General features: G+C 34.9%; 24 protein-coding genes. 21 read left to right on the top strand and 3 right to left on the bottom strand.

Going from position 1 to position 26025, the window contains the following annotated elements; translation table 11 throughout:
* Positions 1 to 396 precede the first annotated feature (396 nt).
* From AB8U03_RS05705 to AB8U03_RS05670, 8 genes are all read left to right on the top strand, one after another.
* On the top strand, positions 397 to 1737 hold the full coding sequence (locus tag AB8U03_RS05705; RefSeq protein WP_369703733.1) for a M20/M25/M40 family metallo-hydrolase: 1341 nt from the start codon (positions 397 to 399) through the stop codon (positions 1735 to 1737).
* A complete protein-coding gene (locus AB8U03_RS05700) occupies positions 1731 to 2534 on the top strand; it encodes a DUF3100 domain-containing protein (protein WP_369703597.1) in 804 nt (267 codons plus the stop codon). Before AB8U03_RS05705 ends, AB8U03_RS05700 begins: the two co-directional genes overlap by 7 nt.
* Before the next feature lies 1 nt (position 2535).
* Positions 2536 to 2988, top strand: coding sequence for a hypothetical protein (locus tag AB8U03_RS05695; RefSeq protein WP_369703596.1), 453 nt, complete (start codon positions 2536 to 2538; stop codon positions 2986 to 2988).
* A gap of 201 nt (positions 2989 to 3189) precedes the next feature.
* A complete protein-coding gene (locus AB8U03_RS05690) occupies positions 3190 to 3675 on the top strand; it encodes a ferritin family protein (protein WP_369703595.1) in 486 nt (161 codons plus the stop codon).
* A gap of 239 nt (positions 3676 to 3914) precedes the next feature.
* Complete coding sequence (locus AB8U03_RS05685; RefSeq protein ID WP_369703594.1) at positions 3915 to 4388, top strand: HAD family hydrolase; 474 nt, start codon at positions 3915 to 3917, stop codon at positions 4386 to 4388.
* 314 nt (positions 4389 to 4702) lie between these two features.
* The gene (locus tag AB8U03_RS05680; protein ID WP_369703593.1) at positions 4703 to 5932 is read left to right on the top strand and encodes an ammonium transporter; all 1230 of its coding nucleotides are present in this window, start codon (positions 4703 to 4705) and stop codon (positions 5930 to 5932) included.
* A gap of 91 nt (positions 5933 to 6023) precedes the next feature.
* Positions 6024 to 6395 (top strand): P-II family nitrogen regulator, encoded by a 372-nt coding sequence (locus AB8U03_RS05675; RefSeq protein ID WP_369703592.1) that lies wholly within the window; start codon positions 6024 to 6026, stop codon positions 6393 to 6395.
* A gap of 277 nt (positions 6396 to 6672) precedes the next feature.
* Positions 6673 to 8019, top strand: a complete 1347-nt coding sequence (locus AB8U03_RS05670) for an aspartate aminotransferase family protein (RefSeq protein WP_369703591.1) — start codon at positions 6673 to 6675, stop codon at positions 8017 to 8019.
* Between the two features lie 174 nt (positions 8020 to 8193).
* On the opposite strand, the gene AB8U03_RS05665 is transcribed toward AB8U03_RS05670, so the two are convergent.
* A complete protein-coding gene (locus AB8U03_RS05665) occupies positions 8194 to 8757 on the bottom strand; it encodes a nitroreductase (protein ID WP_369703590.1) in 564 nt (187 codons plus the stop codon).
* A gap of 236 nt (positions 8758 to 8993) precedes the next feature.
* On the opposite strand from AB8U03_RS05665, the gene AB8U03_RS05660 reads away from it, so the two are divergent.
* From AB8U03_RS05660 to arcC, 7 genes are all read left to right on the top strand, one after another.
* Positions 8994 to 9647, top strand: coding sequence for an HAD family hydrolase (locus AB8U03_RS05660; protein ID WP_369703589.1), 654 nt, complete (start codon positions 8994 to 8996; stop codon positions 9645 to 9647).
* 155 nt (positions 9648 to 9802) lie between these two features.
* Positions 9803 to 11086 carry a guanine deaminase gene (guaD, locus tag AB8U03_RS05655; protein WP_369703588.1) on the top strand — a complete coding sequence of 428 codons (1284 nt, stop codon included), beginning with the start codon at positions 9803 to 9805 and terminating at the stop codon, positions 11084 to 11086.
* Positions 11087 to 11119: 33 nt separating this feature from the next.
* A complete protein-coding gene (locus tag AB8U03_RS05650) occupies positions 11120 to 12538 on the top strand; it encodes an NCS2 family permease (RefSeq protein WP_369703587.1) in 1419 nt (472 codons plus the stop codon).
* A gap of 93 nt (positions 12539 to 12631) precedes the next feature.
* A complete protein-coding gene (locus AB8U03_RS05645; RefSeq protein WP_369703586.1) occupies positions 12632 to 14173 on the top strand; it encodes a methyl-accepting chemotaxis protein in 1542 nt (513 codons plus the stop codon).
* Between the two features lie 50 nt (positions 14174 to 14223).
* A complete protein-coding gene (locus AB8U03_RS05640; RefSeq protein WP_369703585.1) occupies positions 14224 to 15831 on the top strand; it encodes an N-acyl-D-amino-acid deacylase family protein in 1608 nt (535 codons plus the stop codon).
* A 168-nt stretch (positions 15832 to 15999) separates the two neighbouring features.
* The gene (locus tag AB8U03_RS05635; RefSeq protein WP_369703584.1) at positions 16000 to 17220 is read left to right on the top strand and encodes a YgeY family selenium metabolism-linked hydrolase; all 1221 of its coding nucleotides are present in this window, start codon (positions 16000 to 16002) and stop codon (positions 17218 to 17220) included.
* A gap of 94 nt (positions 17221 to 17314) precedes the next feature.
* Positions 17315 to 18265, top strand: a complete 951-nt coding sequence (arcC, locus tag AB8U03_RS05630) for a carbamate kinase (protein WP_369703583.1) — start codon at positions 17315 to 17317, stop codon at positions 18263 to 18265.
* A gap of 74 nt (positions 18266 to 18339) precedes the next feature.
* Here arcC and AB8U03_RS05625 read toward each other — a convergent pair whose 3' ends face one another.
* A complete protein-coding gene (locus AB8U03_RS05625) occupies positions 18340 to 19191 on the bottom strand; it encodes an AraC family transcriptional regulator (RefSeq protein WP_369703582.1) in 852 nt (283 codons plus the stop codon).
* Between the two features lie 160 nt (positions 19192 to 19351).
* Here AB8U03_RS05625 and AB8U03_RS05620 point away from each other — a divergent pair, with 160 nt between their 5' ends.
* From AB8U03_RS05620 to AB8U03_RS05595, 6 genes are all read left to right on the top strand, one after another.
* Positions 19352 to 20599 (top strand): dicarboxylate/amino acid:cation symporter, encoded by a 1248-nt coding sequence (locus tag AB8U03_RS05620; RefSeq protein ID WP_369703581.1) that lies wholly within the window; start codon positions 19352 to 19354, stop codon positions 20597 to 20599.
* A gap of 39 nt (positions 20600 to 20638) precedes the next feature.
* Positions 20639 to 21853 (top strand): cytosine permease, encoded by a 1215-nt coding sequence (locus AB8U03_RS05615; RefSeq protein ID WP_369703580.1) that lies wholly within the window; start codon positions 20639 to 20641, stop codon positions 21851 to 21853.
* 129 nt (positions 21854 to 21982) lie between these two features.
* Positions 21983 to 22939, top strand: coding sequence for a hydroxyacid dehydrogenase (locus AB8U03_RS05610; RefSeq protein WP_369703579.1), 957 nt, complete (start codon positions 21983 to 21985; stop codon positions 22937 to 22939).
* A 161-nt stretch (positions 22940 to 23100) separates the two neighbouring features.
* The gene (locus AB8U03_RS05605; RefSeq protein WP_369703578.1) at positions 23101 to 23604 is read left to right on the top strand and encodes a peptide deformylase; all 504 of its coding nucleotides are present in this window, start codon (positions 23101 to 23103) and stop codon (positions 23602 to 23604) included.
* Between the two features lies 1 nt (position 23605).
* Positions 23606 to 23827, top strand: a complete 222-nt coding sequence (locus AB8U03_RS05600) for a hypothetical protein (protein ID WP_369703577.1) — start codon at positions 23606 to 23608, stop codon at positions 23825 to 23827.
* 59 nt (positions 23828 to 23886) lie between these two features.
* Positions 23887 to 24729, top strand: coding sequence for an HAD family hydrolase (locus tag AB8U03_RS05595; RefSeq protein WP_369703576.1), 843 nt, complete (start codon positions 23887 to 23889; stop codon positions 24727 to 24729).
* A gap of 30 nt (positions 24730 to 24759) precedes the next feature.
* Here the strand turns inward: AB8U03_RS05595 and AB8U03_RS05590 are convergent, their stop codons facing one another.
* Entirely contained in the window at positions 24760 to 26025 is a 1266-nt protein-coding gene (locus tag AB8U03_RS05590; protein ID WP_369703732.1) for a SpoVR family protein, read from the bottom strand.

The raw sequence follows: 26025 nt of genomic DNA, 5'->3' as shown, positions 1-26025 counted from the left end.
GGGTTGTCTTAAAAAGTTTGATATGCTTCCTTCTAGATAGACAAGTGAAATAATAAAAACTTGTTTGTTTGGAAGAAAGCATATCAATTTGAGACAGCCCTTTTATTTGTATTTAATGTGTTTTTAAAAATTATATTCATAATTAATTAAAGTTTATATATATAAAAGTAAATCTTTAAAATCATTTTGATAAATATTTTGACAAAAATATTACTTAGTAATAAAATAGGGCTATGTATATTTTGAAATTAATATTTTATCGTGGATATATTTTAATTGTTATATATCTATCTGTCTTAAATAATTATGAATAAATATACTTAAATGACTTATTTCTTGTAGGATTGAATAAGTAATGTAATATAAATTTATTAAATTAGGAGGTATATGTGTATGATGGATACTGAAGAAATCAAAAAACTAAAGCAGCTGGTGTGCAAGACAATTGATGACAATTCTGAAAAGATAATAAATTTTTCAAAATCCGTAGAAAAAGAACCGGAACTGGGATTTAAGGAAAAAAAGACATCAGGGAAAGTAAAAAATATCTTTGATGAAATAGGATTGAATTATAAGGATGGACTTGCACTCACAGGAGTAAAAGCAAAATTGAAGGATAAGTATGATGGTATAAATGTAGCTGTCCTTGGAGAGCTGGACGCAGTCATATGCAGAGGAAATAAAAATACGGATCCTGAAACGGGAGCAGCGCATACCTGCGGACATCACTTGCAGCTTGGGGCCTTAATTGGTTCAGCTATAGGCTTAAAATTGTCCGGAGTTTCTGGCAAATTAGACGGAAACGTAACTTTTATGGCAGTACCTTCGGAAGAATGTATTGAATTTGCCTATAGACAAAAACTTATGCAGCAGGGAAAAATTCATTTTTTAGGTGGAAAACAAGAGCTTATATATCAGGGCGAATTTGATGATGTAGATATAGCAATGATGATGCATTCTATGAAAAATTGTCCAAATCCTGCTGTAGTATTGGGAAAATCCAGCAATGGATTTCTGGCAAAGACAATACAATATATAGGGAAAGCAGCCCATGCAGCTGAAGCACCGGAGCAGGGAGTAAATGCATTAAATGCTGCAATGATCGGACTTATGGGAGTAAATGCCCTCAGAGAAACCTTTAAAGATGAAGATTATATAAGATTTCATCCTATTATAACAAAAGGTGGAGATGTAGTGAACAGTATTCCAGATGATGTGAGGATTGAAAGCTATGTTCGTGCCAGAACCATAGATGCCATGGTGAAAACAAATAAAAAAGTTGACAGGGCGCTTAAAGCCGGAGGAGATGCAGTGGGTGCAAAAACTGTTATTAAAACTATACCAGGATATTTGCCGCTTGAATGTTCACAGGAGTTAAGTGATGTATATAGGAATAACTGCAGTGGGCTTTTACCCGAAGATAGTATTTTAGATGGCGGGCATTTCTTTGCTTCTACAGATATGGGTGATGTATCTCAATTAATACCTAGTATACACCCTTACATAGGAGGGGTTAGTGGAAGTCTTCATGAAAAAGATTTTAATGTGGAGGACTATTATGCAGCTTGTGTACTTCCTGCCAAACTATTTGCAACGACTATAGTGGACTTGCTAGTCAACGGGGCACAAAAGGGAAAGGATGTAGTTGAAAATTTCAAGCCTAAATTATCTAAGAATGAGTATTTAAAGGTAGTAAATGGATTCAATAAGGTCATAGAAGGAGAGGGACAATGGTAAAAAAATATATCAAAATTTTCATATTGGCTTTTATATTGGTTGTAATATCTGAACTTATTGGTGAAAAAAAGATTAAGGTAGGTCCTGGATACCTGGTGTTTTTACCAATGCTCTTTGCTTTGGTTATGGGATTAATTATAAGTTTACCTAAATTAAAGATGATTTCCAATAAAGAAATGAACTTGTCCAATGAGATTATGGGAATTGCTGTAATACTATTTGTAGCTAAAATAGGTGCCACTATGGGGCCTTCCATTGTCATGCTGGTTGAGTCCGGCTGGGCACTTTGTTTTCAGGAGCTTGGGCATTTCTTTGGAACTGTAATTTTAGGACTTCCGATTGCTGTTTTACTAGGGCTTGGACGTGAGGCGGTGGGAGCTACTTTTTCAATTGATCGTGAACCCAACATTGCTATTATTTCAGAAAAATATGGTATGGATTCTCCTGAAGGACGTGGAGTCATGGGAATATATATCTGCGGAACACTATTTGGTGCAGCTTATATTGGACTTCTTGCGGGATATATGGGATCTATGAAAATATTCAATCCTCTGGCTCTAGCCATGGGTTCAGGTGTGGGATCCGGAAGCATGATGGCGGCAGCTTCAGGGGCTATTGCGGCTGTATTCCCATCAGAGGCCAAGGAGATAGCTAGTTTTTCAGCAGCTTCCAATTTATTGACTTCCATAATTGGAATATATTTTACCTTATTTATCTCTTTGCCAGTTGCAAATAAATTATATGACTGGCTGCAGCCTAGAATCGGGAGAAATAAAAAAAAGAGAGGGGAAGCCTAATATGAAAAAATTAATTCAGGAAACTGTTATTTTGTTAGGAGTTGGAGTAATTGCACTTATTGGAAATACTATAAACGATAAAGTACCTCTAAAAGTTGGATTTATTGGAATGGCTATACTGGTGGGCATTACTCTAGCTGGAATCATTATAAAAAAAATTATTCCCGTTAATCTGCCCATGGTATTTTGGGTATCAATAATAGCGGTTTTAGTTACATGTCCCCTTAATCCATATGGTGCATATTTAGATAAACAGTATTTAGATAAAATAAATATGCTTGCCCTTACCACACCGGTTTTGGCTTTTGCAGGCCTGTCCCTTGGGAAGGATTTAAAACTTTTCAAAGAATTGAGTTGGAAAATAGTAATTGTGGCTCTTACTGTTTATACTGGAACTTTTATTTTTGCGACCTTAATTGCACAGATTGTTTTAAAAGCTACTGGCAGAATATAGGATGAAGCAAGTATGGGAATGTTCCCTTGAGACTGTTGCCAAATATATCCCCCAAGTGGTATGATAAGCAGAGAACCCAAATCTTTGATTTGGTGTGAATCGCTTACTCACTCGACCAAAGGGAGAAGGAGTTTCCTAAGTTAGAACCCAAATCTTTGATTTGGTGTGAATCGTGAATAATTATCAAAGGGGGAATATTATATGGCAAACGGTAGTTTTAGCATACTAGAAATGCTTAAAATGGCTATCTTGATGGAAGAAGAAGGATATAAGTTTTATACTGATGGTGTCAAACACACCACGGGAAAAACTAAACAATTTTTATCTGTTGCAGCAGGACAGGAATTTGTCCATAAGGAAAAATTTCAGAAACTTTTTGACAAAATATCCAGCAATAAAGAAGTTGAATCTGAATATCTCTTAGATAGTGAAGTCACAGGATATTTGAATGGATTGATTGAAAATAGGGTTTTTGATAAAAACGAGCAGCCGGAAGATGCATTTAAAGATTTGAAAACTGCCATACAATATGCAATTAGAACAGAGGAACTTACGGTACAGGTATATTCTCATATGTATGATGGAGTTTCTAAGAAAGACGCCAAGGATATGTTATCTGTTATAATAGAAGAAGAAAAGGGACATGCAGCATATTTTTCAAAATTACTTAAGGAAATGGTAGATTGATAATGAATTCCATAAGCTGATTTACAAACTTCTAAATATCAAGTGATTCTTAGGTTCATAGGGAATTTGACCGTAAGAAATACCTTTCCTATCTGAACCTTATTAACAGTATTCTAAGTGCCTTTAGCACTTAGAATACGTTATCCTTTAGGGGAAGAACTTATTCAGGGGTTTAGCAGTGATAGCTTTCGGGTAAATCATATTGGGAGTTCTAACTATCTATAAGGAGTTTGGTAAAAATGATAAGCCTTGATATACCTGGACATAGGAGCATTGAAATAAATAATGTTGTTTTTGATTTTAATGGTACAATTGCAGAGGATGGTATCTTAATTAAGGATATAGAGGATAAAATCAAAAAATTGTCATATAAAGATGTTCATATTTTTATTATTACATCAGACACCTATGGTTCCGCCATGAAGCAATGTGAAGGATTGCCTGCTGAAGTAAATGTTTTCAATGAAGAAGATGTGTCAGAGTATAAGGGAAAAATTATTGAGAAGATAGGCTGTAATAGTACTGTGGCAATTGGAAATGGAAGAAATGATTTTGAAATGTTTAAAAAAAGTATTTTAGCTATAGATGTTATTGGTAAAGAAGGATGTTTTGCCAAAGGCCTGTCTGAAGCCGATATTGTGGTGAATAATATTTTTGATGCCATAGATTTATTGCTAAAACCTGACAGAATTAGAGCCACACTTAGAACATGAACTCAAAGAATTCACATCATAAAACTGAAAATACGAAAATTTTAATGCGTTAAAGAGAATATTAAAATTCTTTATTTAACGCATTTTATTTTATAATTTAATTTGGGATAGAGTGGAAACGATTGTATGCCTGTATGTGTCTAAAAACACATATGATAATATAAACCTTTAAAAATAAATAAATTAATAAAATTTTAATATTACTATTGATAATTTGATTAAAAGTTAGTATTATATAAATAAGTTTTTTTAAAACCCCGGGGCAACATATTTTTGATATTTTAATTAAATCTTAATTGAGGAGGTATTTTTTTATGAATGGTATAAACGGAGCGGATACTGTATTTGTAATCATATGTGCAGCATTGGTAATGATAATGACTCCGGGACTGGCTTTATTTTACGGAGGAATGGTAAGGGGGAAGAATACTTTAAACAGCACTCTTCATAGTTATTCGGCACTGGCAGTAATATCTATTCAATGGATACTCATAGGATATACATTATGCTTTGGTACAGATATTGGTGGAGTAATAGGTGGTTTTAATTTTGCAGGCTTAAAAGGAGTTGGATTTGCGCCAAATGCAGATTATGCGGGTACGATTCCACAGCAGGTATATATGTTGTTTCAGCTTATGTTTGCTATAATAACGCCGGCACTTATATCTGGGTCCATTGCAGAAAGAATGAAGTTCATGCATTGGATAGTATTTTTAATATGTTGGACAACGTTAGTTTATGATCCGATTGCCCACTGGGTATGGGGAGCAGGAGGATGGCTAAAAAATCTTGGAGCTTTGGATTTTGCAGGTGGTAATGTAGTTCACATAAGTTCAGGTGTATCTGGACTTGTTGCAGCATTGATGCTTGGAAGAAGGAAGAATGTGGGAAAACCTAGTAATCTTCCAATAACCTGTTTGGGAGCTGCCATTCTCTGGTTCGGATGGTATGGATTTAATGCTGGAAGCGCACTTGCTATAAATGATGTGGCAGTAAATGCTTTTGTTACTACTAATACTTCTGCAGCGGCTTCGGCTATAAGTTGGAGCATTTGTGAATTTGCCTATAGAAAGAAAGTAACTTCTCTTGGAGTTGCCAGTGGAATAGTTGCAGGACTTGTAGCTATAACTCCAGGTGCTGGTTTTGTAAGCCCTTTAGCTTCATTGATTATTGGACTGGTAGGAGGAGCTATATGTTATGCATGTATTACCTTTGTTAAATCCAAATTTGGATATGACGATGCACTTGATGCCTTTGGATGTCATGGCATAGGAGGAATGTGGGGAGGAATTGCCACTGGAATATTTGCCTGGAAAGCAATCAATTCAGCAGGTGCAAATGGATTGATACACGGAAATCCAAAATTACTGGGAATTCAGATCATAGCTGTTTTAGCCAGTATAGTATATTCTGCAGTAGTTACATTTATCATAATTAAGGTAATTAACGCTGTAAGCAGCATAAGAGTAACTGAAAAAGAAGAACAGGTAGGCTTAGATGTTACGGAACATGGTGAAGAGGCTTACGGAGGAATTGAAATGTAGAAATATTTTAAATATACTTGATAAGCCTTAATAAAATAGTATAAAATTTATATATAGGGTGTAAATATATGTTTAATAAGGAGGTAAAATAATGGCTGATAAACTCACTAAAGTGGATATTATTACGTCTAAAGGCAAGTTTGAAGAATTGAAAAAGGCTCTGGGCGATATTGGTATTGCGGGAATGACAGTTACCAATGTACTTGGGTGCGGGATGCAAAAAGGGCATAAGGAATATTATCGCGGTCTTACCATGGATATAAATTTAGTACCGAAAGTAAAAATTGAAATAATAGTTTGTGAAGTACCTGTAGACCTTGTGGTAGAAACCGCTAAAAAAGTTCTCCATACAGGTGAAATGGGTGATGGTAAAATATTTGTCTACAATGTAGAAAATGTTATACGTATAAGTACGGGAGATGAAGGAAAGGCAGCTCTCCAATATGGTGATAAAGATAAATAAAAAAAGTAAAGGCACTGGATTTGATTCAGTGCTTTTTTTAATGGACAATTGAAGGTATCATATATCACAGCGGTTTATGCCTAAAATTAGGCGGACAAACTACGGTCTGGATCTTGACCCCTGATTGTCCAAATTTTGAACTTTAATAAACGGTGTATTGTAATAAATGCTTTCTTTGATACAATAGAGATAATATTATAGTTTAGCGCAGTTAAATGGAGGGTAAATAAGAGAATATATGTGGGAATAGAAGATTAGTATTGGGGGGTATAAATGTATGAATATAGATAAATGTATTAAGGAAGTGGAGAGAGACAGCAGAGTTGTTGCCAGAGCCTGTAGAATTCCCTATTTTCCGCTGGTTGTGGAAAGTATAGATGGATCTACCGTAAAAGATATAGATGGTAATGAGTATATAGATTTACTGTCCAGTGCCGGTTCTATAAATGTAGGCGGAGGAAACGAACAAATTAAAAAATCAATAAATGAACAGGTCAATAAATTTGTACACTACACTTCTGCTTATTTATATAATAAACCCATGATTGATTTGGCTGAAAAACTTATCAAAATTACACCGGGAAAATTTCCGAAGAAAGTTGCCTTTGGACTTTCAGGTTCAGATGCCAACGACGGAGCCATTAAATTTGCCAGGGCCTATACCAGAAGAAGTTCCATAATTACTTTTATTGGGGCATATCATGGAGCTACATACGGGTCTATGTCCATGTCTGCCATCACTACTAAAATGCGAAGAAAAATGGGACCTTTTTTACCCGGAGTTTACAGTTTTGCATATCCCAATTGCTATAGATGTAACTATGATAAAAAAGAATGCTGCTGCAATCTTGAATGCCTTCACCAGATTGAAATTGCCTTTGACAGCTATTTACCCGCAGATGAAGTAGCTGCAGTGGTAATTGAGCCGGTTCAAGGAGACGGCGGAATTATTGTTCCTCCTAGAAAATATATGGAGAAACTCTATGAAATGTGTGTTAAAAATAAGATCCTGTTTATAAGTGAAGAAGTTCAGCAGGGATTTGGACGCACTGGCAAGTGGTTTGGCATTGACAATTTTGATCTGGTTCCGGATGTAGTGGTTTTGGGGAAATCTATTGCTGATGGAATGCCATTAAGTGCAGTTGTGGGAAAAGAGGACATAATGCAGAGTCTTGATCCTCCCGCCCATGCATTTACCACAGCTGCCAATCCCGTATGCTGTTGTTCTGCATTGAGTACCATTGACATAATTTCTCAGGATGGATTTTTAGTACAGGTAAATGAGATGGGCAATTTTATCAGGGACTATTTAAATAATTTAAAAGACAAGTATCATATTATAGGTGATGTAAGAGGACTTGGGATGTCTATAGGAGTGGAACTTGTAAAGGACAGAATCAAAAAAGAAAAGAATACAGAAGCAGCTTTAAAAATATGCTATAGATGTTATGAAAAAGGGGTGCTGATTGTAACTTTGAATGGCAATGTACTCAGAATTCAACCGCCTCTCATTATTACAAAAGATGAAATATCCAGGGCATTGGAGATTATAAAATCTTCTATTGAAGATTATTTGCAGGGAAATATATCTGATGATGTGTTGAATTTCATAAAAGGATGGTAATGAAGAACTTATCCAGCTGTGCAGCATTGCTTATCATCCTCCACTTTGAGGGGTATGTTACCAATGGCAGATATAGGATTAATTGCATCATCTGTGACAGATTACTATGGTAAGTACTTGAAAGTAAAAAGCCTGCTTGTTATATGCAGGCTCTTACTTTTCAAGCACTGATTTTTATTTTTCAAAAAAAATAGCTGCCGGTTTTCTTTTAGGAGGTTTTTGCTGTGTTGTATTGGGGTAGCCGACTATCATTGTACTTACCAGTTTATAGGAATCAGGAACATTGTGTTTTGCCTTGAACTCCGGAGTGTTGCATATATGTTCTGCAAATCCAATCCAGCAGGTACCAAGTCCAAATTCACTAGCAGCAAGCATGATATTACCTGCTGCTAGTGAACAGTCATAAGTATACCAGTGAGAAATGGTATCACCGTAAATCACTATTACACAGGGAGCACCATAAAAAACACTGAAGTTTTCATCTTTTAGCCAGCTTTCATATTGCTTGAAATAAGGGTAATCTGTCATGTTTTCCAACAGATATTTTTTTATTTCATCTGATAGGGATTTTATCTCATTTTTATCCCTTATAATTACAAATCCCCAGGGTTGACCGTAGGAACCTGTAGCAGCTTTTGTTCCAAGTGTAATCAGTTCGTGAACTGTATTTGAACTCACTTCTTTGTCTGTAAAAGATCTTGTACTTCTTCTTGTGTTTATTTTTTCAATTATATTCATAAGATGGCTCCTTTCCATATTATAAAATATTTCTTTTATATTGAATGATACTTAAATATAAAACTATTGTCAACTATTTGAAATTTCTAAAAATTGGGCTAGTCCCAATTACTATGGATTGATAAAATTATATATGATAAAATACATGTTAAAAGCATAAAGATGAAGGCTTTAGTTTTTGTGACGGGGAACTTGCTTAAAAAGTACTTAATTCACCAAAGAAGGGGGAAAATAAATTGAAATATAAATATATACTTTTTGATTTAGATGGAACATTGACGGATTCTAAGGAGGGAATAACCAGGTCGGTACAATATGCATTGAGAAAATATAATATTGTTGTAGAAAATCTGGACTTACTTGAAAATTTCATAGGGCCTCCATTAAAGGATTCATTCATGGAATATTATGGATTCAGCGAAAAACAGGCCTTTCAGGCAATTGAATATTACAGGCAGTATTTTGAGGAAAAGGGCATGTTTGAGAACAAAGTATATGAAAATATTGAAAGCCTTCTGCAAAAACTTAAAAAATTGGGATTGAATTTAATAGTGGCAACTTCAAAACCCACTGCATTTGCAGAAAAAATATTAAGACATTTTAATTTGTATACATATTTTGATATTGTTATTGGAAGTAATTTAGATGGTACAAGAGGTAAAAAAGGAGAAGTAATCAGATATATAATAGATAAATGTAATATTGATAATAGTCAGGAAGTAGTGATGGTAGGGGATAGAAGGCATGATGCTATAGGAGCTGGAGAAAATGGTGTAGATTGCATAGGCGTAGCTTATGGCTATGGATCTGTTGAAGAGTTAAGAAATGCAAAAGCCACTTATATTGTTCATAATGTAGAAGAGCTATTTAAACGAATTATTTCTTCATAGGAAATAATTCCGGATAATCTAAGATCAATGTATATTGACAGAAAGAAAATTCAAAATTATAATAAAAATAGATTAACTAGTTAATATAAAAATTATTGCCACATATTTAATTAAGAAGCGAAAGTACAGGGTACTAAAAAGGGGGTGGCGGCTTAGTGAAAAACATATATGCAGTCAAAGGCAACATTATTTTTACTAAAACCTTTGGAAAGTTTGAAGTGTTTGAAAATGGATACATTATTGTTGAGGAAAGGTATGTTAGAGGGGTATATCATTATGTCCCTGAAGAATTCAACGGCATAAAAGTTGTAGATTATGGGAATTCAATTATAATTCCGGGATTTGTTGATCTCCATCTGCACGCATCCCAGTATGGAAATTTGGGACTAGGACTTGACAGGGAACTGATGCCTTGGCTTCAAACATATACTTTTCCTGAAGAAGCAAAATATTCCGACATCAATTATGCGAAAAAAGTATATTCAGCTTTAATAAGGGAATTATGGCGATTTGGTACTACCAGATCCTGTATTTTTGCAACTATGCATAAGGATTCTACAAAACTGTTGATGGATTTATTTGCTGAATCAGGACTGTCAGCATATGTGGGAAAGGTGAATATGGATAGGAATTCTCCTGAATATTTAATGGAAACTGAGGAAAGTTCAATTGCCGATACGGAAGAAATACTAAAAGAATATTCAGATAAGTATGAATTGGTGAAACCTATAATTACACCAAGATTTGTTCCAAGCTGTAGTTTTGAGCTGTTAAAGAGCCTGGGAAATCTGGCAAGAGAATATAATGTTCCCGTACAATCTCATTTATGTGAAAATCATGATGAAATCGGTTTTGTAAAAGAATTGCATCCTGAGTACAATAATTATGCAGGTGTATATGACGGTGCCGGACTTTTTGGAGATGTCCCTACAGTTATGGCTCATTGCGTTTTGGTGGATGAAGATGAAATTGAGTTAATGAGAAAAAAGAATATTTTCATTGCACACTGTCCTAGTTCAAATTGTAATTTGTCAAGCGGTATCGCACCTGTTAGAAGGCTTGTTGCCAGAGGCATTCCAGTGGGACTTGGAAGTGATATAGCAGCTGGACATAGTTTGTCTATAATGGATGTAATCGTAAACAGCACTCAGGTATCTAACTTGAAATGGCTTCAAAGCTATAGAGTGGACAAATCTCTTGATACTGCAGAATCGTTCTATATGGCAACTAAAGGAGGAGGAAAATTTTTCGGAAAAGTAGGAAGCTTTGAAAGAGGATATGAATTTGACGCCCTTGTTATTGATGATAGTAATTTGTCCATATTTAAACCATTATCCATAGAAGAAAGATTACAGAAGTTCATTTACACAGGGGATGACAGAAATATAAAAGTTAGGTATGTAAGTGGTAAAAAGATAGAGCAGCCCATATGTTATTGATTTTAAATATAATTTTGGCAGGGGGAATTTTAGATGGAAAGTAAGATTAAGAAAGAATCTTTTCTTGAGTCATTTTTTAAACTGAAGGAAAACAATACAAACGTTAAGACGGAAATTATTGCGGGGATTACTACTTTTATTACAATGGCCTATATAATATTTGTCAACCCAAGTGTTCTTAGAATAGCAGGCATGAATTCAGCCAATGTAGTGGGGGATGCAGCTTCAAAATTTAATGTAGGCAGTGATCCTGTTGTATCCGCCGTATTTGTTGCTACCTGTCTGGCTGCCGCTATTGGAACTTTTATAATGGGATTTTATGCTAACCTGCCTTTTGCACAGGCTCCGGGAATGGGCCTCAATGCATTTTTCACATACACCGTATGCCTTACCCTGGGATTTACATGGCGTCAGGCATTGGCTGCAGTATTAACTTCAGGTATTTTATTTATAATTATTACCGTGACCTCTATACGGGAAAAAATTGTTGATGCCATACCTCAGAATTTAAAATATGCTATGTCTGCAGGTGTAGGTCTTTTTATTGCACTTATCGGTTTAAAAAGCGGCGGAATAATAGTTGCAAATAAATCAACCCTTGTGGGTTTTGGAAATTTTGCATCACCCGGGACACTGCTTACCATAATGGGAGTTTTGATAATTGGTGTACTTATGGCAAGAAATGTCAAAGGATCTATTTTACTTGGAATTGTTATAACCACTATTATAGGTATTCCATTTAAGATCACTTCACTTCAAAATCTGCATGTTTTTAGTGCGCCACCTTCACTAGCGCCTACTTTTGCGTCATTTGACTTTGCAGGACTTCTCACAAAAGGCGGTACTACTGTGGCGGGTGCAATCATGAGTTTTGTCATGGTTGTAATAACCATTTGTCTGGTTGATCTTTTTGATACTATAGGTACTCTTGTTGGAACTGCTACAAAAGCTGGAATGATAGATGAAAATGGAAAAGTAATCAGAATGAAAAAAGCCCTTATCTGCGATGCAATAGCTACAACAGCAGGTTCATTTTTGGGAACAAGTACTGTGGGAACTTATGTGGAATCCACTGCTGGTGTTACAGAAGGGGGAAGAACTGGTCTTACAGCTGTTACAGTAGGTGTGTTGTTTTTGCTTTCCTTATTTTTTTCAGGGCTTGTAGGTGTAGTTCCTGCACAGGCCACGGCACCGGCACTTATTATAGTTGGAGCTTTGATGATGGGAGTAATCAGAAATATAGATTTTGATGATTTTACAGAAGGATTACCCTGCTTTTTTGCTATTTCATTAATGGCTTTTAGTTATAGTATAGCAAATGGAATTGCAGTTGCCATGATTATTTATCCGGTGGTAAAAATAGCTACCGGCAGGTACAAAGAGTTACACCCAATAGTGTATATACTTGGGGCATTGTTTATTCTGAGATTTATAATGCTGCCATTTGAGTAATTAATATATATATAAAACATATGTAATGATTTAGAGGGAATAAAACTTTATTTCCCTCTAAAATTACTTTCTATTTGGAAAGAAGGAGTTTTAATGAGTGATATTATAATAATTATAATTTCATTTCTAGGAGCCTTTATAATTACTACCATTACTGGAGTAAAAGATATCCATGGTATTTTACTGTTTGGTGCGGCGAATTCAATATTTATATTAATTGGAATTCATTTTATAAGTAAAAAGAATTCAGCTGACAGTAACAGCTGCAGTGAGGTGTCATCAGTTAGTTCCCGTAATTACATGGAAAATGAGGAACTTAAAATTTACTTTAAGAATATTTTAAATAATGCCATCAAATTAAACAACACCCTGCAGAATATTAAGTCATCAGCTGAAGAGTGTGGAGCAGCAGCAGAAAATGTTGCTTTGAATACCCAAAGTATTGTTGAACAAAATGGCGAACAATTGAATGTTGCCGATGAGACAACTTATAATTCTAAAAAAATTGGAGATATGGTTGTAAGTTCATCTAAAATTATACATAGTACAAATGAAGAAGTACAGCATTCAATGAAAATTTCCGAAGAAGTTGGCAAATCTGTGAAAAATGTATTTCACACCATGAATAAGATTGAAAAAACTGCTGGTGAAACTTCGGCTAAAATAAATATTTTGTCTGAAAAATCCAAAAAAATTGGAGATATTGTATCTATGATTACAAACATAGCCAGGCAGACAAATCTACTGGCGCTAAATGCTACAATTGAAGCAGTCCGGGCAGGTGAGCAGGGAAGAGGATTTGCCGTAGTAGCAGATGAGGTGCGTAAATTAGCTGAGCAATCTGATAATGCAGCTTCTCAAATCAGCAGCATTATTGAAGAGATTAAAAGTGATATAAAATCTTCTTTTGATTCCATTTATGAAGTTACAAATTATGTTTCAGAAGGTGTGAATGTTACGGATAATGCAGGTAAATCATTAGATGAAATGTTTGAAGTCTTTAAAGTGAATGCAGATCACATACAGCATATTCAGAATATTGTTCAGCAGATCGATAAAAATTGTGAAGTGGTACTTGCTGTTACAGATAAAAACCAGAAGATGGTACATAAAACTGCCAGTGACACAGAACAAATTTCTGCAGCTTCACAGGAACAAAATGCTTCTATAGAAGAAATTAACAGCAGTATTCAAGTTATAACTCAATTGTCGGAAGAGACCAAACAGTATATTGCTTCAGCAGTAATGGATAAACTGATGTATGAAAAAACTCTGCAGCTCAAAGAAGAGCTGGATGAAGATAAAAAGTTTAAGGTAAATGCCAATACCATGAACAAAATGGCAGAACAGCTGGGAGTAGATGAAATTGATATAAGTGACACAGATGGAGTAATACGTTTCTCAAATGTAAAAGATGCACTGAATCTTAATCTGTATAAATTGATACTTGAAAATAAAAAACAGGATGTCAGAAAATATTTATTTGATGATAAAAATAATTATTATGTTACTCCGCTGGAAATTAGCACCCAGACAGGAAAACTGTTTAAGTTTATGATTGTTCCGGATTATGAAAAGAAAATTATTTATCAGGTAGCACTGTCCTATGAATCCTTGCTTAAATTATTGGATTGATTTAAAAAAACTTCAGCTGTAGTTAAAAATCACAGAAAGGGGTAATAAAGATGTTGGATGTTCTCATAAGCAATGGATTAATTGTAGATGGAACAGGTAATACTGCTTATAACGCAGATATAGGTATTATAGATGATAAAATAGTAAAAATTGAAAAAGATCTATCCATGGAAGCTGAAAAAATTATTGATGCTTCTGGATTAGTAGTGTGTCCAGGTTTTATTGATGTCCACAGTCATAATGATCTGGTTACTTTTATGAGTGAAAAAATTCGGGGCTTAAAGCTGATGCAGGGAGTTACCACCGAGTTGGTTGGTCAATGTGGATTGGGGGTTATACCCTGTGTGAACGGTAAAGATGCTGGATGGAAGAACTACATTAAAGGGGTAGTGGGAAATCCGGATTTAAAGTGGAGTTTTCATGATCTTGATGAATATATGGATAGTATTGGTTCCAGGGGATTGAAAAATAATTATGGTATACTGATCTCCCATGGTGCTGTCAGAACAAGCGTAATGGGATTTAACAGTAAGATACCTGATGAAGACCAGCTTCAGAGAATGTGCTACCTGGTAGATGATGCCATGAAAAAGGGCGCTTTTGGAATGTCTTTCGGACTTCAGTATGTTCCTGGCATTTTTAGCCGTAAACATGAATTGACTGCTTTATGTAAAGTAGTGAAAAACTATAATGGAATTGTTATGGTCCATGTGAGAAATCATGACAATACCATGAAAAAAGCCTTAAACGAAATTATATCTGTAGCTCGGGAGTCAGGTGTAAGACTTCAGATTTCACATATGAGATCCTATAATTCTAAAGAACTTGGATGCAGTGCAGAATCACTTATTGAAATTGTGGAAGAGGCAGCTAAAAGAGGAGTGACTGTTACCTTTGATGAACATCTTTATCTTTCAGGAAGTACTCTTATGACCCAGCTCCTACCGCCATGGATTACGGAAAAGGGAACCGACGAACTCATTAGAATGTTAAAGGATGTTAAGTCACTGGACAGAGTTAAAAGGGAAATTGCAGACACTTCCATAAATTATACTGGCTGGGATAACTACAGTGCAATAGCAGGCTGGGATGGAATACTCATTACTTCCCTGAAAAAACCTGAAAATTTGAAATACATAGGGAAAACCATAGGGGAAATCTCTAAAAGTTTAAGTATTCATCCGGTGGATTTTATGGCCGGACTTCTCATTGAAGAAAATACAGGAGTGGGAATAGTGACTCTAAATATATTTTCGGATGAAGACACTGTTGAACTTATAAAACACCCTCTCCAGATGGTGGGATCCGACAGTATACCTGCAGGGGTGCCTCATCCCCGCCTATATGGCAACTATCCTCTTTTTATAGGTAAATTTATAAGAGAAAAAAAAGCTGTTAGCCTTGAAAAAGGCATATATAAATCAACACTATTCCCGGCAGTAACATTGGGCCTGGAAGATAGGGGGCAGCTGGCCGTTGGAAAGACAGCTGATATTACTGTATTTGATTTTAATGAAATTTCAGGATATGAGGATTACAGCAATCCAAGGAAAGATCCTGTTGGAATAAAGCATGTTGTATTAAATGGTAAAATTGCTGTGGAAAATGGAATCCCGCACAAGGAAGATTATGGAATAACTATAAGGCATCATTTTTAAAATAGTCAAAGAATAAACCCAATGTAAATGTTTTATTTAAATATTGACAAAGTAAAGCTCATATTATAATATTAGATTAACTAGTTAATTTATAAACAAAGGATAAGTAAGGGAAGTCTTTAAACACCTAAAATTAAAAATATAATAAATGGATGGGAGAGATTTAATATGGATTTAAATGCAAACAAGGAAAAAATATTAGAACTGGCAAAAAAATATAAGCCTGAAATATCCAGGTTTTTAAGAGATATGGCTGCTATTCCAAGTGAAAGCTGTGGAGAAGAAAAGGTAATACTTAGAATAAAAGCGGAAATGGAAAAAGTAGGATTTGATAAAGTTGATATAGATCCTATGGGAAATGTGCTGGGATATATAGGACATGGAAAACATATTATTGCCATGGACGCTCATATAGATACAGTTGGTATAGGAGATAGAAACCTTTGGGATTACGATCCTTATGAAGGGTATGAAGATGATGAAATCATAGTTGGAAGAGGTGTATCGGACCAGGAAGGCGGAATGGCATCTATGGTCTATGCCGGAAAGATAATTAAGGATTTGGGACTGGAAGATGATTATACACTTATAGTAACAGGTACTGTCCAGGAAGAAGATTGTGATGGCCTGTGCTGGCAGTATATAATTAATGAAGACAAGATAAAACCTGAATTTGTTGTACTTACAGAGCCTTCCTCCACAAATATATATAGAGGGCACAGAGGAAGAATGGAGATAAAAGTTACTACACATGGGATAAGCTGTCATGGCTCTGCACCAGAAAGAGGAGACAATGCAATATTTAAGATGGCTCCTATATTAAATGAACTGAAAGACCTGAATGAAAGACTTATTGATGATCCTTTCCTGGGTAAGGGCACTTTAACTGTATCTGAAATTTTCTTCTCATCACCTTCAAGATGTGCTGTAGCAGATGGATGCACTGTTTCTATTGATAGAAGACTTACCAATGGTGAAACCTGGAAATATGCAATTGAGCAAATCAAGGAATTGCCTTCTGTTAAAGCTGCAAAAGCTGATGTTGAAATGTATACTTATGAAAGGCCTTCCTATACTGGGTTAAAATATCCAACTGAGTGTTTCTTCCCTACATGGGTACTGCCTGAAGTTGATAAAGTATGTCGGAATGCTGTAAGCTGTTATAGGGATCTATTCAAGAGTGAGCCAAAGGTAGACAAGTGGACATTCTCTACAAACGGAGTTTCAATAATGGGAAGATATAAAATACCATGCATTGGATTTGGACCGGGTCATGAAGATCAAGCTCATGCACCTAACGAGAAAACATGGAAAGATGAACTTGTAAAATGTGCAGCAATGTATGCACTTATTCCGATATCTTATGTAAATAATTTTACTGATAAATAGAATTATAATTTGTGCAGAGATGGCACATATTAATTTATAGATTAGATAAATCATTTAAAAAAGGTATAATAAAATTTGTGGAGGAATATATATAATGGGATTTTGTAAATTAGTTATAGCATTGGGAGGAAATGCACTTCAGGAATCTGGAACTCCTGCAACGGCAGAGGCACAGCTGGAAGTGGTAAAAAAAACTTGTGAATATATTGCTGATATAAGCTGCAAGGGATATGAAACTGCAATAGTTCATGGAAACGGACCGCAGGTTGGAAGAATTCTCATGTCATCCGAAGCAGCAAAAGATGTTACACCATCTATGCCCTTTGATGTATGCGGTGCTATGAGTCAGGGTTATATAGGATATCATATACAACAAGCTTTGAGAAAAGCATTGGACAAGAGAAATAAGAAAGTGCCGGTAGTAACACTTATAACTCAGTCGGTAGTTGACAGAAATGATGATGCATTTAAAAGCCCAACTAAACCTATAGGACCTTTTTATACTAAAGAAGAAGCTGACAAGCTTAAGACTGAAAAGGGATATACAATGAAAGAAGATTCAGGAAGAGGATGGAGAAGGGTTGTAGCTTCACCAGTTCCAAAGAGGATAGTAGAACTCCCTGCCATTAAGGTATTATGGGATTCCACTATATGTGTAGCAGCTGGCGGCGGCGGCATTCCTGTTGTTGAAAAAGAGGATGGATCACTGGAGGGTGTAGCAGCTGTTATAGACAAGGATCTTGCCGCTGAAAGATTGGCTGAGGACATGAATGCAGATATCCTTATGATATTGACAGAAGTTGAAAAGGCAGCAATTAATTTCAACAAGCCAAATCAGATCAACTTGGATCATATTACAGTGGCAGAAGCTGAAAAATATATGGAAGAAGGTCATTTTGCAGCAGGATCCATGCTCCCAAAAGTAAAGGCTGCCATAATGTTTGCAAAAGCAGATCCTTCTCACAAGGCAATAATTACTTCCCTGTACAAAGCAGTAGATGCACTGGAAGATAAGACGGGAACCATTATTACGCTGGATAAATAAAACACACTTTTAAATGATGAGGGTTTTATCAGATGAAAATTGTCTCGTGAATTTTACATCTGATGAAACCCATTTTAATTCTTATAATATTCTCTGGGAGAGAGCCTGAACATTTTTTTAAATGCCCTTAGAAAATTTGAATAGTCATTGAAGCCGGATTCTAAACAGGCATCTGTTATGCTTTTGCCCTTTTTTATCAATAGATTTGACATGATGAGTCTTTTCTGCAGTATATAACTGTGAATTGTGTATCCGGTTTGTTCCTTGAATTTATGCATCAGATAATATTTGCTCATGTAGAACTTGGAAGAAATATTATCTAGGGATAGGTTTTCCTTTAAATTTTCATTTATATAATTTAAAATATTGGTTATATTTTCATCACATTTGATATCAGACAATTCCCTCATATCTTTTTGACTTAAAAATAATCTGTTTGCATAAACCATGAATTGCATAAACAGGGAATCCATAAGTACTTTATATCCCAGCTCTTTATTTTTCAATGAAGTTTCCATGGCAAAGAGTAATTTTTTTATAATATTAAGATGATTATTTTCCAGCCTAAGTAGGTTAAAACGCCGCTTTGATGCCAATTCAAAGCAACTTAATAAATTGCATTTATTATTGCGGCTTATTAAAAAATCAGGGTTTATCCAGAGAATCATCCGTTCATAAACTTCATTCGGGTTTATCAAGGCTTTATGTATATCATTGCTGTTTATAAGAAGTATATCCCAGGGTTTTAACTTATAGGAGCTGCCTTCTATTAAATAAGTGACATCACCGGATATGAAAATTACTATTTTGTTAAAATCATGATAGTGAAATTGAAAATCAATGGATATCTTATCTCTTAAATGAAATATTCTAAAGTCATTGTTGAGGTAACCTTTTTTTATTTTTAGAATTTTATTTTCCCACATTAATTATTTCTCCTCATTTACACTATAATTATAGGTTAAAGCATTTTTTGCAATGTTTCAAGCAGTTTTAGCAATAAAAATCGCAAAAAATTGAGATATAATAAAATATAGACTAAGCTTTAATTTCACAATATAAATAAGATTTGGGAGGTATTAATTGATGAAGGCATTTTTAAAAACCTATAAATTTTCTATCTTATTATTGGGTTCAATAATTTTAGGTGCTGTCATAGGTATTTTGGGTGGATCTAAAACTATAGTGTTAAAGCCTTTTGGGGACTTATTTTTAAATCTGATGTTTATGATAATAATACCACTGGTGTTTTTTAGTGTTACTTCTGCTATAGCCAATATGAAGGGGATGAAAAGGCTGGGTAAGATTATGGCCAGTACATTTCTTGTATTTTTATGTACCGCTCTTATAGCATCCGTAATTGGATTTATAGGTGCCCTTATAGTAAACCCTGCTAAAGGCATAGATTATAGTACACTAAAAAAGATTGTATCAACTGGCGGCAATGCAGCACAGCAGGTTAAGCAGGGTGGAGTTTTGGAACAGCTTGTAAATACTGTTACTGTTTCAGATTTTGCCTCTTTACTTTCCAAGAGCAATATGCTCCAGCTTATTGTGTTCTCAGTACTTTTTGGAATTTCAACAGCCATGCTTGGAGAAAAGGCTGAACCTGTTACAAAATTTTTGACGGCAGCATCAGAGGTCACCATGAAGATGGTAAAGATAGTAATGTACTATGCACCAATAGGTCTTGGATGCTATTTTGCTGCAGTTATAGGTTCCCTGGGACCTCAAATACTTCAGGGATATTTAAGAGTATTTATTCTCTATATAATCATAACTGTTATTTACTATTTTGGATTCTTTACTATATACGCTTTTTTGGCCGGAGGGAAGAAAACAATCAATATATTCTGGAAAAATGCCATAACACCTACTATAACGGCATTGGCTACATGCTCGAGTGCAGCCAGTATTCCAATTAACCTGGAGTTTACGAAAAAAATGGGAGTTCCCCAGGATGTGGCTGAAACTGTAATTCCACTGGGTGCCAATATCCATAAAGATGGATCTGCCATTGGTGGAGTTATGAAGATTACATTTTTGTTTGGGCTCTTTGGAAAAAATATGACCAGTATTTCATCCATACTGTCTATAATTTTTGTGGCCTTTTTAGTGGGAGCTGTAATGGCTGCTATTCCCAGCGGTGGTATGATTGGTGAGATGCTCATATTGAGCGTATATAATTTCCCGCCTGAATTACTACCCATAATTGCAGTTATAAGTGTTATAATAGATGCACCAGCTACTGTATTGAATTCTACTGGGAATACGGTATCCAGCATGATGATATCCAGGCTTGTAGAAGGAAAGCAGTGGTTCTTTAAGGCTTAAATTTCCCCCGGGGTAATAACTTGAAGGTAGTGACTGCATATGAATAAGAAACTATATTTTTGGGATTTTGTACTTTTATGGTGCGGTGCGTCAATATCCATAACTGAAATATTGACGGGTAAGCTCATAGCATCTGTCGGTTTTGAAAAGGGATTACTGGCTATTGTATTGGGAAATCTTGTAGGGACCATTATACTTGTACTTGTAGGGATAATTGGAACTCGTGAAAGAATATCTGGTATAGATTCTACCAGGTATTCTTTTGGTATATACGGATCCTGCGTTTTTTCAATTTTAAATATATTTCAACTTGTAGGCTGGCTGACCATAATGATAAAATATACAGCTGGATATATAAATGAAATAAGTACTATGCTGTGGTCTTTAAATAATATATTTTTATGGACTGTTATAACCGGTGTGATGATTATAATATGGATAATTTGCGGCATAACCAATTATAAAAATGTAAATAATGTAACAGTTGTTGTTCTTTTTATATTAACTTTTATTTTAGCTTATGTTATGTTTAAATATAATAAAATGCCACTCAGTGCCGGCCAGAGTAAAATTCAATTTGGAAGGGCATTTGAATTAGTTGTCATTATGCCATTATCCTGGGTATCAAAGATCTCCGATTACACAAAATTTTCTGTAAATACAAAACAGGGTATGTGGGGAAGCTTTATAGGATACATATCAGGAAGTTCACTTATGCTGATTATAGGACTTGGAGTAAGTTGTATATTTGGAAACATGGATATAAAGGGGGCACTATTCTCAAGAAATGCAGCATTTGTCACATTTGGAGTTATCATATTATCCACTATCACTACTGCATTTATGTATGCCTACTCTGCAGGTGTCACACTTGTGAACATGATATATGGATTCAATAGAAAAACAATAAATGAAAAGACAATAGCCGTAATTATAACCATAATAGGAACTGTCATTTCTTTAATGTTCAATGTGAACAATTATGAGAACTTTCTCTATAGTATAGGCATTGTATTTGCTCCATCCTTTGCCATATTGCTGACTGATTATTTTATAATTAGTGCACATACCAAGAAAGAGAGAAATATGGTTTCAAAGGCAGTAGCTTTTATAGTATGTATTTTTGGTATGTTTGTATATTACATATTTATCAGAACAAACTTCATATTTGGTGCCACTGTACCCAGTATGATAATAGTTTCAATAACTTATATAGTGGCTGTTAAACTGGCTAAACTTTCCCCGAGGCACTAGATAGACTTCCCCTGAGGTGCTTATAGATATTGTAAGTTCCTCTGGTACGCTTACATATAATGGGAATAGGCCGGGCATGACATCTAGCTTTAAAATATATATGAGACATTACAGAAAGAAGGAGATAGTATGAGTTATAAGGTTTTGATCACTGAAGATATAGACGATGAGGGCAAAGAATATCTTGAAAAGTATGGTTATGAGATAAAAATGGCATCAGGTATCAGAGAAGATATACTTATAAGGGAAGTCAGGGATTGCGATGCAATACTGGTACGTATGGCGCGTATTACAGAGAATGTTATAAATTATGCGCCTAAATTAAAAGTTATATCAAAATTTGGAGTAGGTGTGGACAACATAGATATTAAGGCTGCAGCTAAAAGGGGAATACAGATTACCAATTCTCCACAGTCAAATAAAAATTCAGTGGCCGAATATACCATGGGACTTATCATAGCCCTGGCTAAAAAGCTTTTTATATATGACAGGGAATTGAGAAATGGGAATTTTGACATAAGAGAAACTCTTGGATTGGATCTTGAGGGAAAGGTTCTTGGAATTGTGGGCATAGGCAGCATAGGTGAGCTTGTTGCTTCTAAGGCTTCCAAGGGATTTGGGATGAAGGTTATAGGATTTAGGCGTCATATTGATTCAGTGAAAATGGAAGGTATTCAACTTACGGACAATTTGGAGTATGTTCTTGAAAACTCGGATTTTATAAGTTTAAATGTACCCTTTACTGATTCAACCAGAAATATTATAGGCCAGAGGGAAATTTCTCTCATGAAACCAGGAGCCTTTCTCATAAATACAGCCAGGGGAGAAGTCGTAGACAGAAGTGCTCTGATTGATGCCCTGCTGAATAAAAAAATTGCAGGGGCTGCCATTGATGTGTTTACCGGCGAAGTTCCATCAAAAGACAACCCTCTCTTTAAACTTGACAATGTAATTGTAACACCTCATACTGCAGCACATACCGAAGAAGCTGTAAAAAGGATGTCTCTTCATTCTGCCATTGGCATACATCAGGTTTTAAGCGGAGTAAAACCTTTCTGGCCTGTTCCTGTTTCTCCGAGATACTGATAGATAATGTAAGCGCCTCCGAGGCACTTGACATACCACTGGAAAACTACTACTCATAATTGTTGTTATAAATGTTATAATAAATGCATGGATTTTCCTCCGAGGCGGCGGAAAATACTGAACTGTGAATTGTGAATTGTATAATAAGGAGGGTGTAAATTATGGCTATAAGGGAAATATTATTATTGGGTAATAAAGATTTATACAAGACTTCCAGGGAGATTTCTGAAGATAATATAGATAAGGCAAAACAAATAGTGAGAGATTTGCAGGATACAATGCTGGATTTTAGAGAGAAATATGGATTTGGCAGGGCTATAGCAGCACCTCAAATTAATGAGCTCTTTAGGATAATATACATGAATTTTGATGGCAAATCCATAGCTTTTATAAATCCTAAACTTGAGTTCTATGACAATGAGAAATTTAAAATGTGGGATGACTGCATGAGTTTCCCGGGCTTGGAGGTAGAGTTGTATAGATACAAAAAGTGTAGAATACATTATAGGGATCTGCAGTGGAAGCATTGTGTAATGGAAGCTGAAGGTGATTTATCAGAATTAATACAGCATGAATATGATCATCTGGATGGCATATTAGCTGTTCAAAGGGCATTAGATAATAAATCATTTAGAATAAATAAAGATAAGTCGGGGTGCTTTTAATATGAAATGTGAAAATTTACAGGGCTGTCCCATTTACACTGGTAAAATAAAAATTGACAATAAGTTTGTTTATAAATACAAAAGGGAATATTGTGAAAAAGATAAATATAAATGTGCAAGATACATGGTTAAAACAAAAGCGGGAAAGAGCTTTGTGCCTTCCGATTTACTTCCTGATATGATTGACAGGGCAAAAAAAATAATAGCGGAAAATACACTTTGATGTGGCCAGATTGAAACTGCAGGCATTGAAACTAGCAGAATTGAAAAAGGAGGAAAACTTTGAACTTATATATTTCAGACTTAGATGGAACTTTGCTAAATTCAAAGCAAGTCATAAGCTGCAACTCAGCTAAAATTATAAATGGATTGATAGCTTCGGGGTTGAAATTTACTATTGCTACAGCCAGATCCTATGAAGCTTCAAAAAATATATTGAAATCTCTTAATTTAAAATTACCGGTGATCTTGAACAATGGAGTATTTGTATATGATCCTATTTCAGATAAAAATATTATTGAAAATTATCTGGATAAAAGCTCTGTTGAATTTATTTTGAATTATTATGAATTCAAAAATATTTTCCCCTTTGTATCAGCTGTGGACTTAAAGGGCAATAAAAAAATATTTTACAGAAGAGTATTAAATTACGGACAGAAGGTATATGTGAATTCAAGGAGGATACAGAAGGATAAAAGACTCACTGCAGTGGACAATTTTTTATCTGTTAAAGATTATAATATAATAAATATTTTTGCAATAGAAAAAAAAGGCTGTCTCGATAGCACTTATAGATTGTTTAAAAATAATCTGGATGCCAGCTGCCAATACACTGAGGAAATATACTCCAAAGGATTTTTCTGGCTGGAAGTTACAAATCCTCGGGGTAATAAAAGGCAGGCTGCTGAATTTCTAAAAAAATACCTGAAAATTGATAAGCTGATTTGTTTTGGAGACAATTTAAATGACGAACCTCTTTTTAAAATTGCTCAGGAAAAATATGCAGTAGAAAATGCATATGTACAGTTGAAAAATTTAGCCACGGAGGTTATTGGATCAAATGATGAGGACGGGGTAGCCGAGTTCCTTAAAAATCATAATCCATTAAAAAATAATAGACAGTGACAATAACAGTCACTGTCTATGGTTTTAACTTTATCTTAAAGTAGTATAGGAAATTTTTTTATCTTCCCTGCAGCAAACTTTTATTTTATCTTTATCTATAGTAGTATTTAATTCTACAGGATATTTCCAAAGATCATAAATGTGTTTTAGAGTTGCTTCCGTGTAAGCTGAATTTAATTCTCTTCCTTCATAAAGATGATTAAGTACAAGGGCACCATCTTTTTTTGATATCTGATCAACTACGATATTTGGTATCATGTTGGCACCACAGGTATTGCACAAGGTGTTTCTGATTTCAGTCCATCCGCTGTCATCGGAAATTTCTTTTATAACATAATCATCATTTTTCTTTATATATTCAAATAGATTCATTTCACTGCATAAATCTTCTGTTAAATATCTTCTGATAAAAGATTCATCTCTCTCTATGGATCTTACCTCAAATATTTTATCCGCTCCATATCTTTTCTCTAGATCCTGAAACATCTTAAAACCAAGATAATATGGATTTATTGTTCCCATAAGAGGGGCAATAACATCATTGTGTCTTTTAATAAATTCAAGGTGAAGGGAAGATGGAAGCTCCAGGTAATTTAAAATTTTATAGTGCCAGTAACTTGCCCATCCTTCATTCATAATTTTTGTTTCAACCTGTGGTATGAAATATTGGGATTCCTTTCTAACCACATTTAAAATATTTTTCTGCCACTCTTCCAGTTCACCATGATTTATAATAAAAGCTATAATATCCTCTTTGGATTCCTCTTCCGTTTTTCCCATACCAATGGTTCTATTGAATTGAAATCTTATAGCATGAGCTGCGTTTAAAATTTTTTCAACTTCCTCATATCCTATACTTGGATCATTTACGTATTCCCTTACCATATCCGCATGATTTTTAAACATTTCAATAGTATAGGCTGCCCTGGTTCCTTCTTTGAACAATCTGTTATTTTTAAAAAAATCATTGTGTCCGTATACGTGAGCCATAGTGAGGATTTGAAGCAGCAGTGTATTGTCTTTCATTAAATAGGCAAGACATGGATTTGAGTTTATTACCATCTCATAAGGAAGTCCTGAAATATTGTATTTGTACAATGAATCTGCCTTATCATAGGATTTACCAAAGCTCCAATGAGGGTATCTTGATGGCATTCCTAAATATGCCTCATAACCTATCATATCTTTATAATCTACAATTTCAAACTCTTGAGGATAAAAATCAAGACCTAATTTTTTAGCGCCATTTTCTATAATATCACACCAGTTTTTTAAATCTTTATTTGTATATTCCAG

This window comes from Clostridium moutaii, assembly GCF_041205085.1.
GTDB lineage: Bacteria > Bacillota > Clostridia > Clostridiales > Clostridiaceae > Clostridium_B > Clostridium_B moutaii.
The sequence above is the reverse complement of the archived record's forward strand: the minus strand, read 5'-3'. Positions and strand labels throughout refer to the sequence as shown.

Excerpts from the sequence above, each read along its gene's own strand:
- AB8U03_RS05690 (WP_369703595.1), top strand. The coding sequence starts at position 3,190 with ATGGCAAACGGTAGTTTTAGCATACTAGAAATGCTTAAAATGGCTATC.
- AB8U03_RS05610 (WP_369703579.1), top strand. The coding sequence starts at position 21,983 with ATGAGTTATAAGGTTTTGATCACTGAAGATATAGACGATGAGGGCAAA.
- AB8U03_RS05705 (WP_369703733.1), top strand. The coding sequence starts at position 397 with ATGGATACTGAAGAAATCAAAAAACTAAAGCAGCTGGTGTGCAAGACA.
- AB8U03_RS05675 (WP_369703592.1), top strand. The coding sequence starts at position 6,024 with ATGGCTGATAAACTCACTAAAGTGGATATTATTACGTCTAAAGGCAAG.
- AB8U03_RS05650 (WP_369703587.1), top strand. The coding sequence starts at position 11,120 with ATGGAAAGTAAGATTAAGAAAGAATCTTTTCTTGAGTCATTTTTTAAA.
- AB8U03_RS05685 (WP_369703594.1), top strand. The coding sequence starts at position 3,915 with ATGATAAGCCTTGATATACCTGGACATAGGAGCATTGAAATAAATAAT.
- AB8U03_RS05620 (WP_369703581.1), top strand. The coding sequence starts at position 19,352 with ATGAAGGCATTTTTAAAAACCTATAAATTTTCTATCTTATTATTGGGT.
- AB8U03_RS05615 (WP_369703580.1), top strand. The coding sequence starts at position 20,639 with ATGAATAAGAAACTATATTTTTGGGATTTTGTACTTTTATGGTGCGGT.
- AB8U03_RS05645 (WP_369703586.1), top strand. The coding sequence starts at position 12,632 with ATGAGTGATATTATAATAATTATAATTTCATTTCTAGGAGCCTTTATA.
- AB8U03_RS05665 (WP_369703590.1), bottom strand. The coding sequence starts at position 8,757 with ATGAATATAATTGAAAAAATAAACACAAGAAGAAGTACAAGATCTTTT.
- AB8U03_RS05680 (WP_369703593.1), top strand. The coding sequence starts at position 4,703 with ATGAATGGTATAAACGGAGCGGATACTGTATTTGTAATCATATGTGCA.
- AB8U03_RS05695 (WP_369703596.1), top strand. The coding sequence starts at position 2,536 with ATGAAAAAATTAATTCAGGAAACTGTTATTTTGTTAGGAGTTGGAGTA.
- AB8U03_RS05625 (WP_369703582.1), bottom strand. The coding sequence starts at position 19,191 with ATGTGGGAAAATAAAATTCTAAAAATAAAAAAAGGTTACCTCAACAAT.
- AB8U03_RS05635 (WP_369703584.1), top strand. The coding sequence starts at position 16,000 with ATGGATTTAAATGCAAACAAGGAAAAAATATTAGAACTGGCAAAAAAA.
- arcC (WP_369703583.1), top strand. The coding sequence starts at position 17,315 with ATGGGATTTTGTAAATTAGTTATAGCATTGGGAGGAAATGCACTTCAG.
- AB8U03_RS05600 (WP_369703577.1), top strand. The coding sequence starts at position 23,606 with ATGAAATGTGAAAATTTACAGGGCTGTCCCATTTACACTGGTAAAATA.
- AB8U03_RS05700 (WP_369703597.1), top strand. The coding sequence starts at position 1,731 with ATGGTAAAAAAATATATCAAAATTTTCATATTGGCTTTTATATTGGTT.
- AB8U03_RS05640 (WP_369703585.1), top strand. The coding sequence starts at position 14,224 with ATGTTGGATGTTCTCATAAGCAATGGATTAATTGTAGATGGAACAGGT.
- AB8U03_RS05605 (WP_369703578.1), top strand. The coding sequence starts at position 23,101 with ATGGCTATAAGGGAAATATTATTATTGGGTAATAAAGATTTATACAAG.
- AB8U03_RS05670 (WP_369703591.1), top strand. The coding sequence starts at position 6,673 with ATGAATATAGATAAATGTATTAAGGAAGTGGAGAGAGACAGCAGAGTT.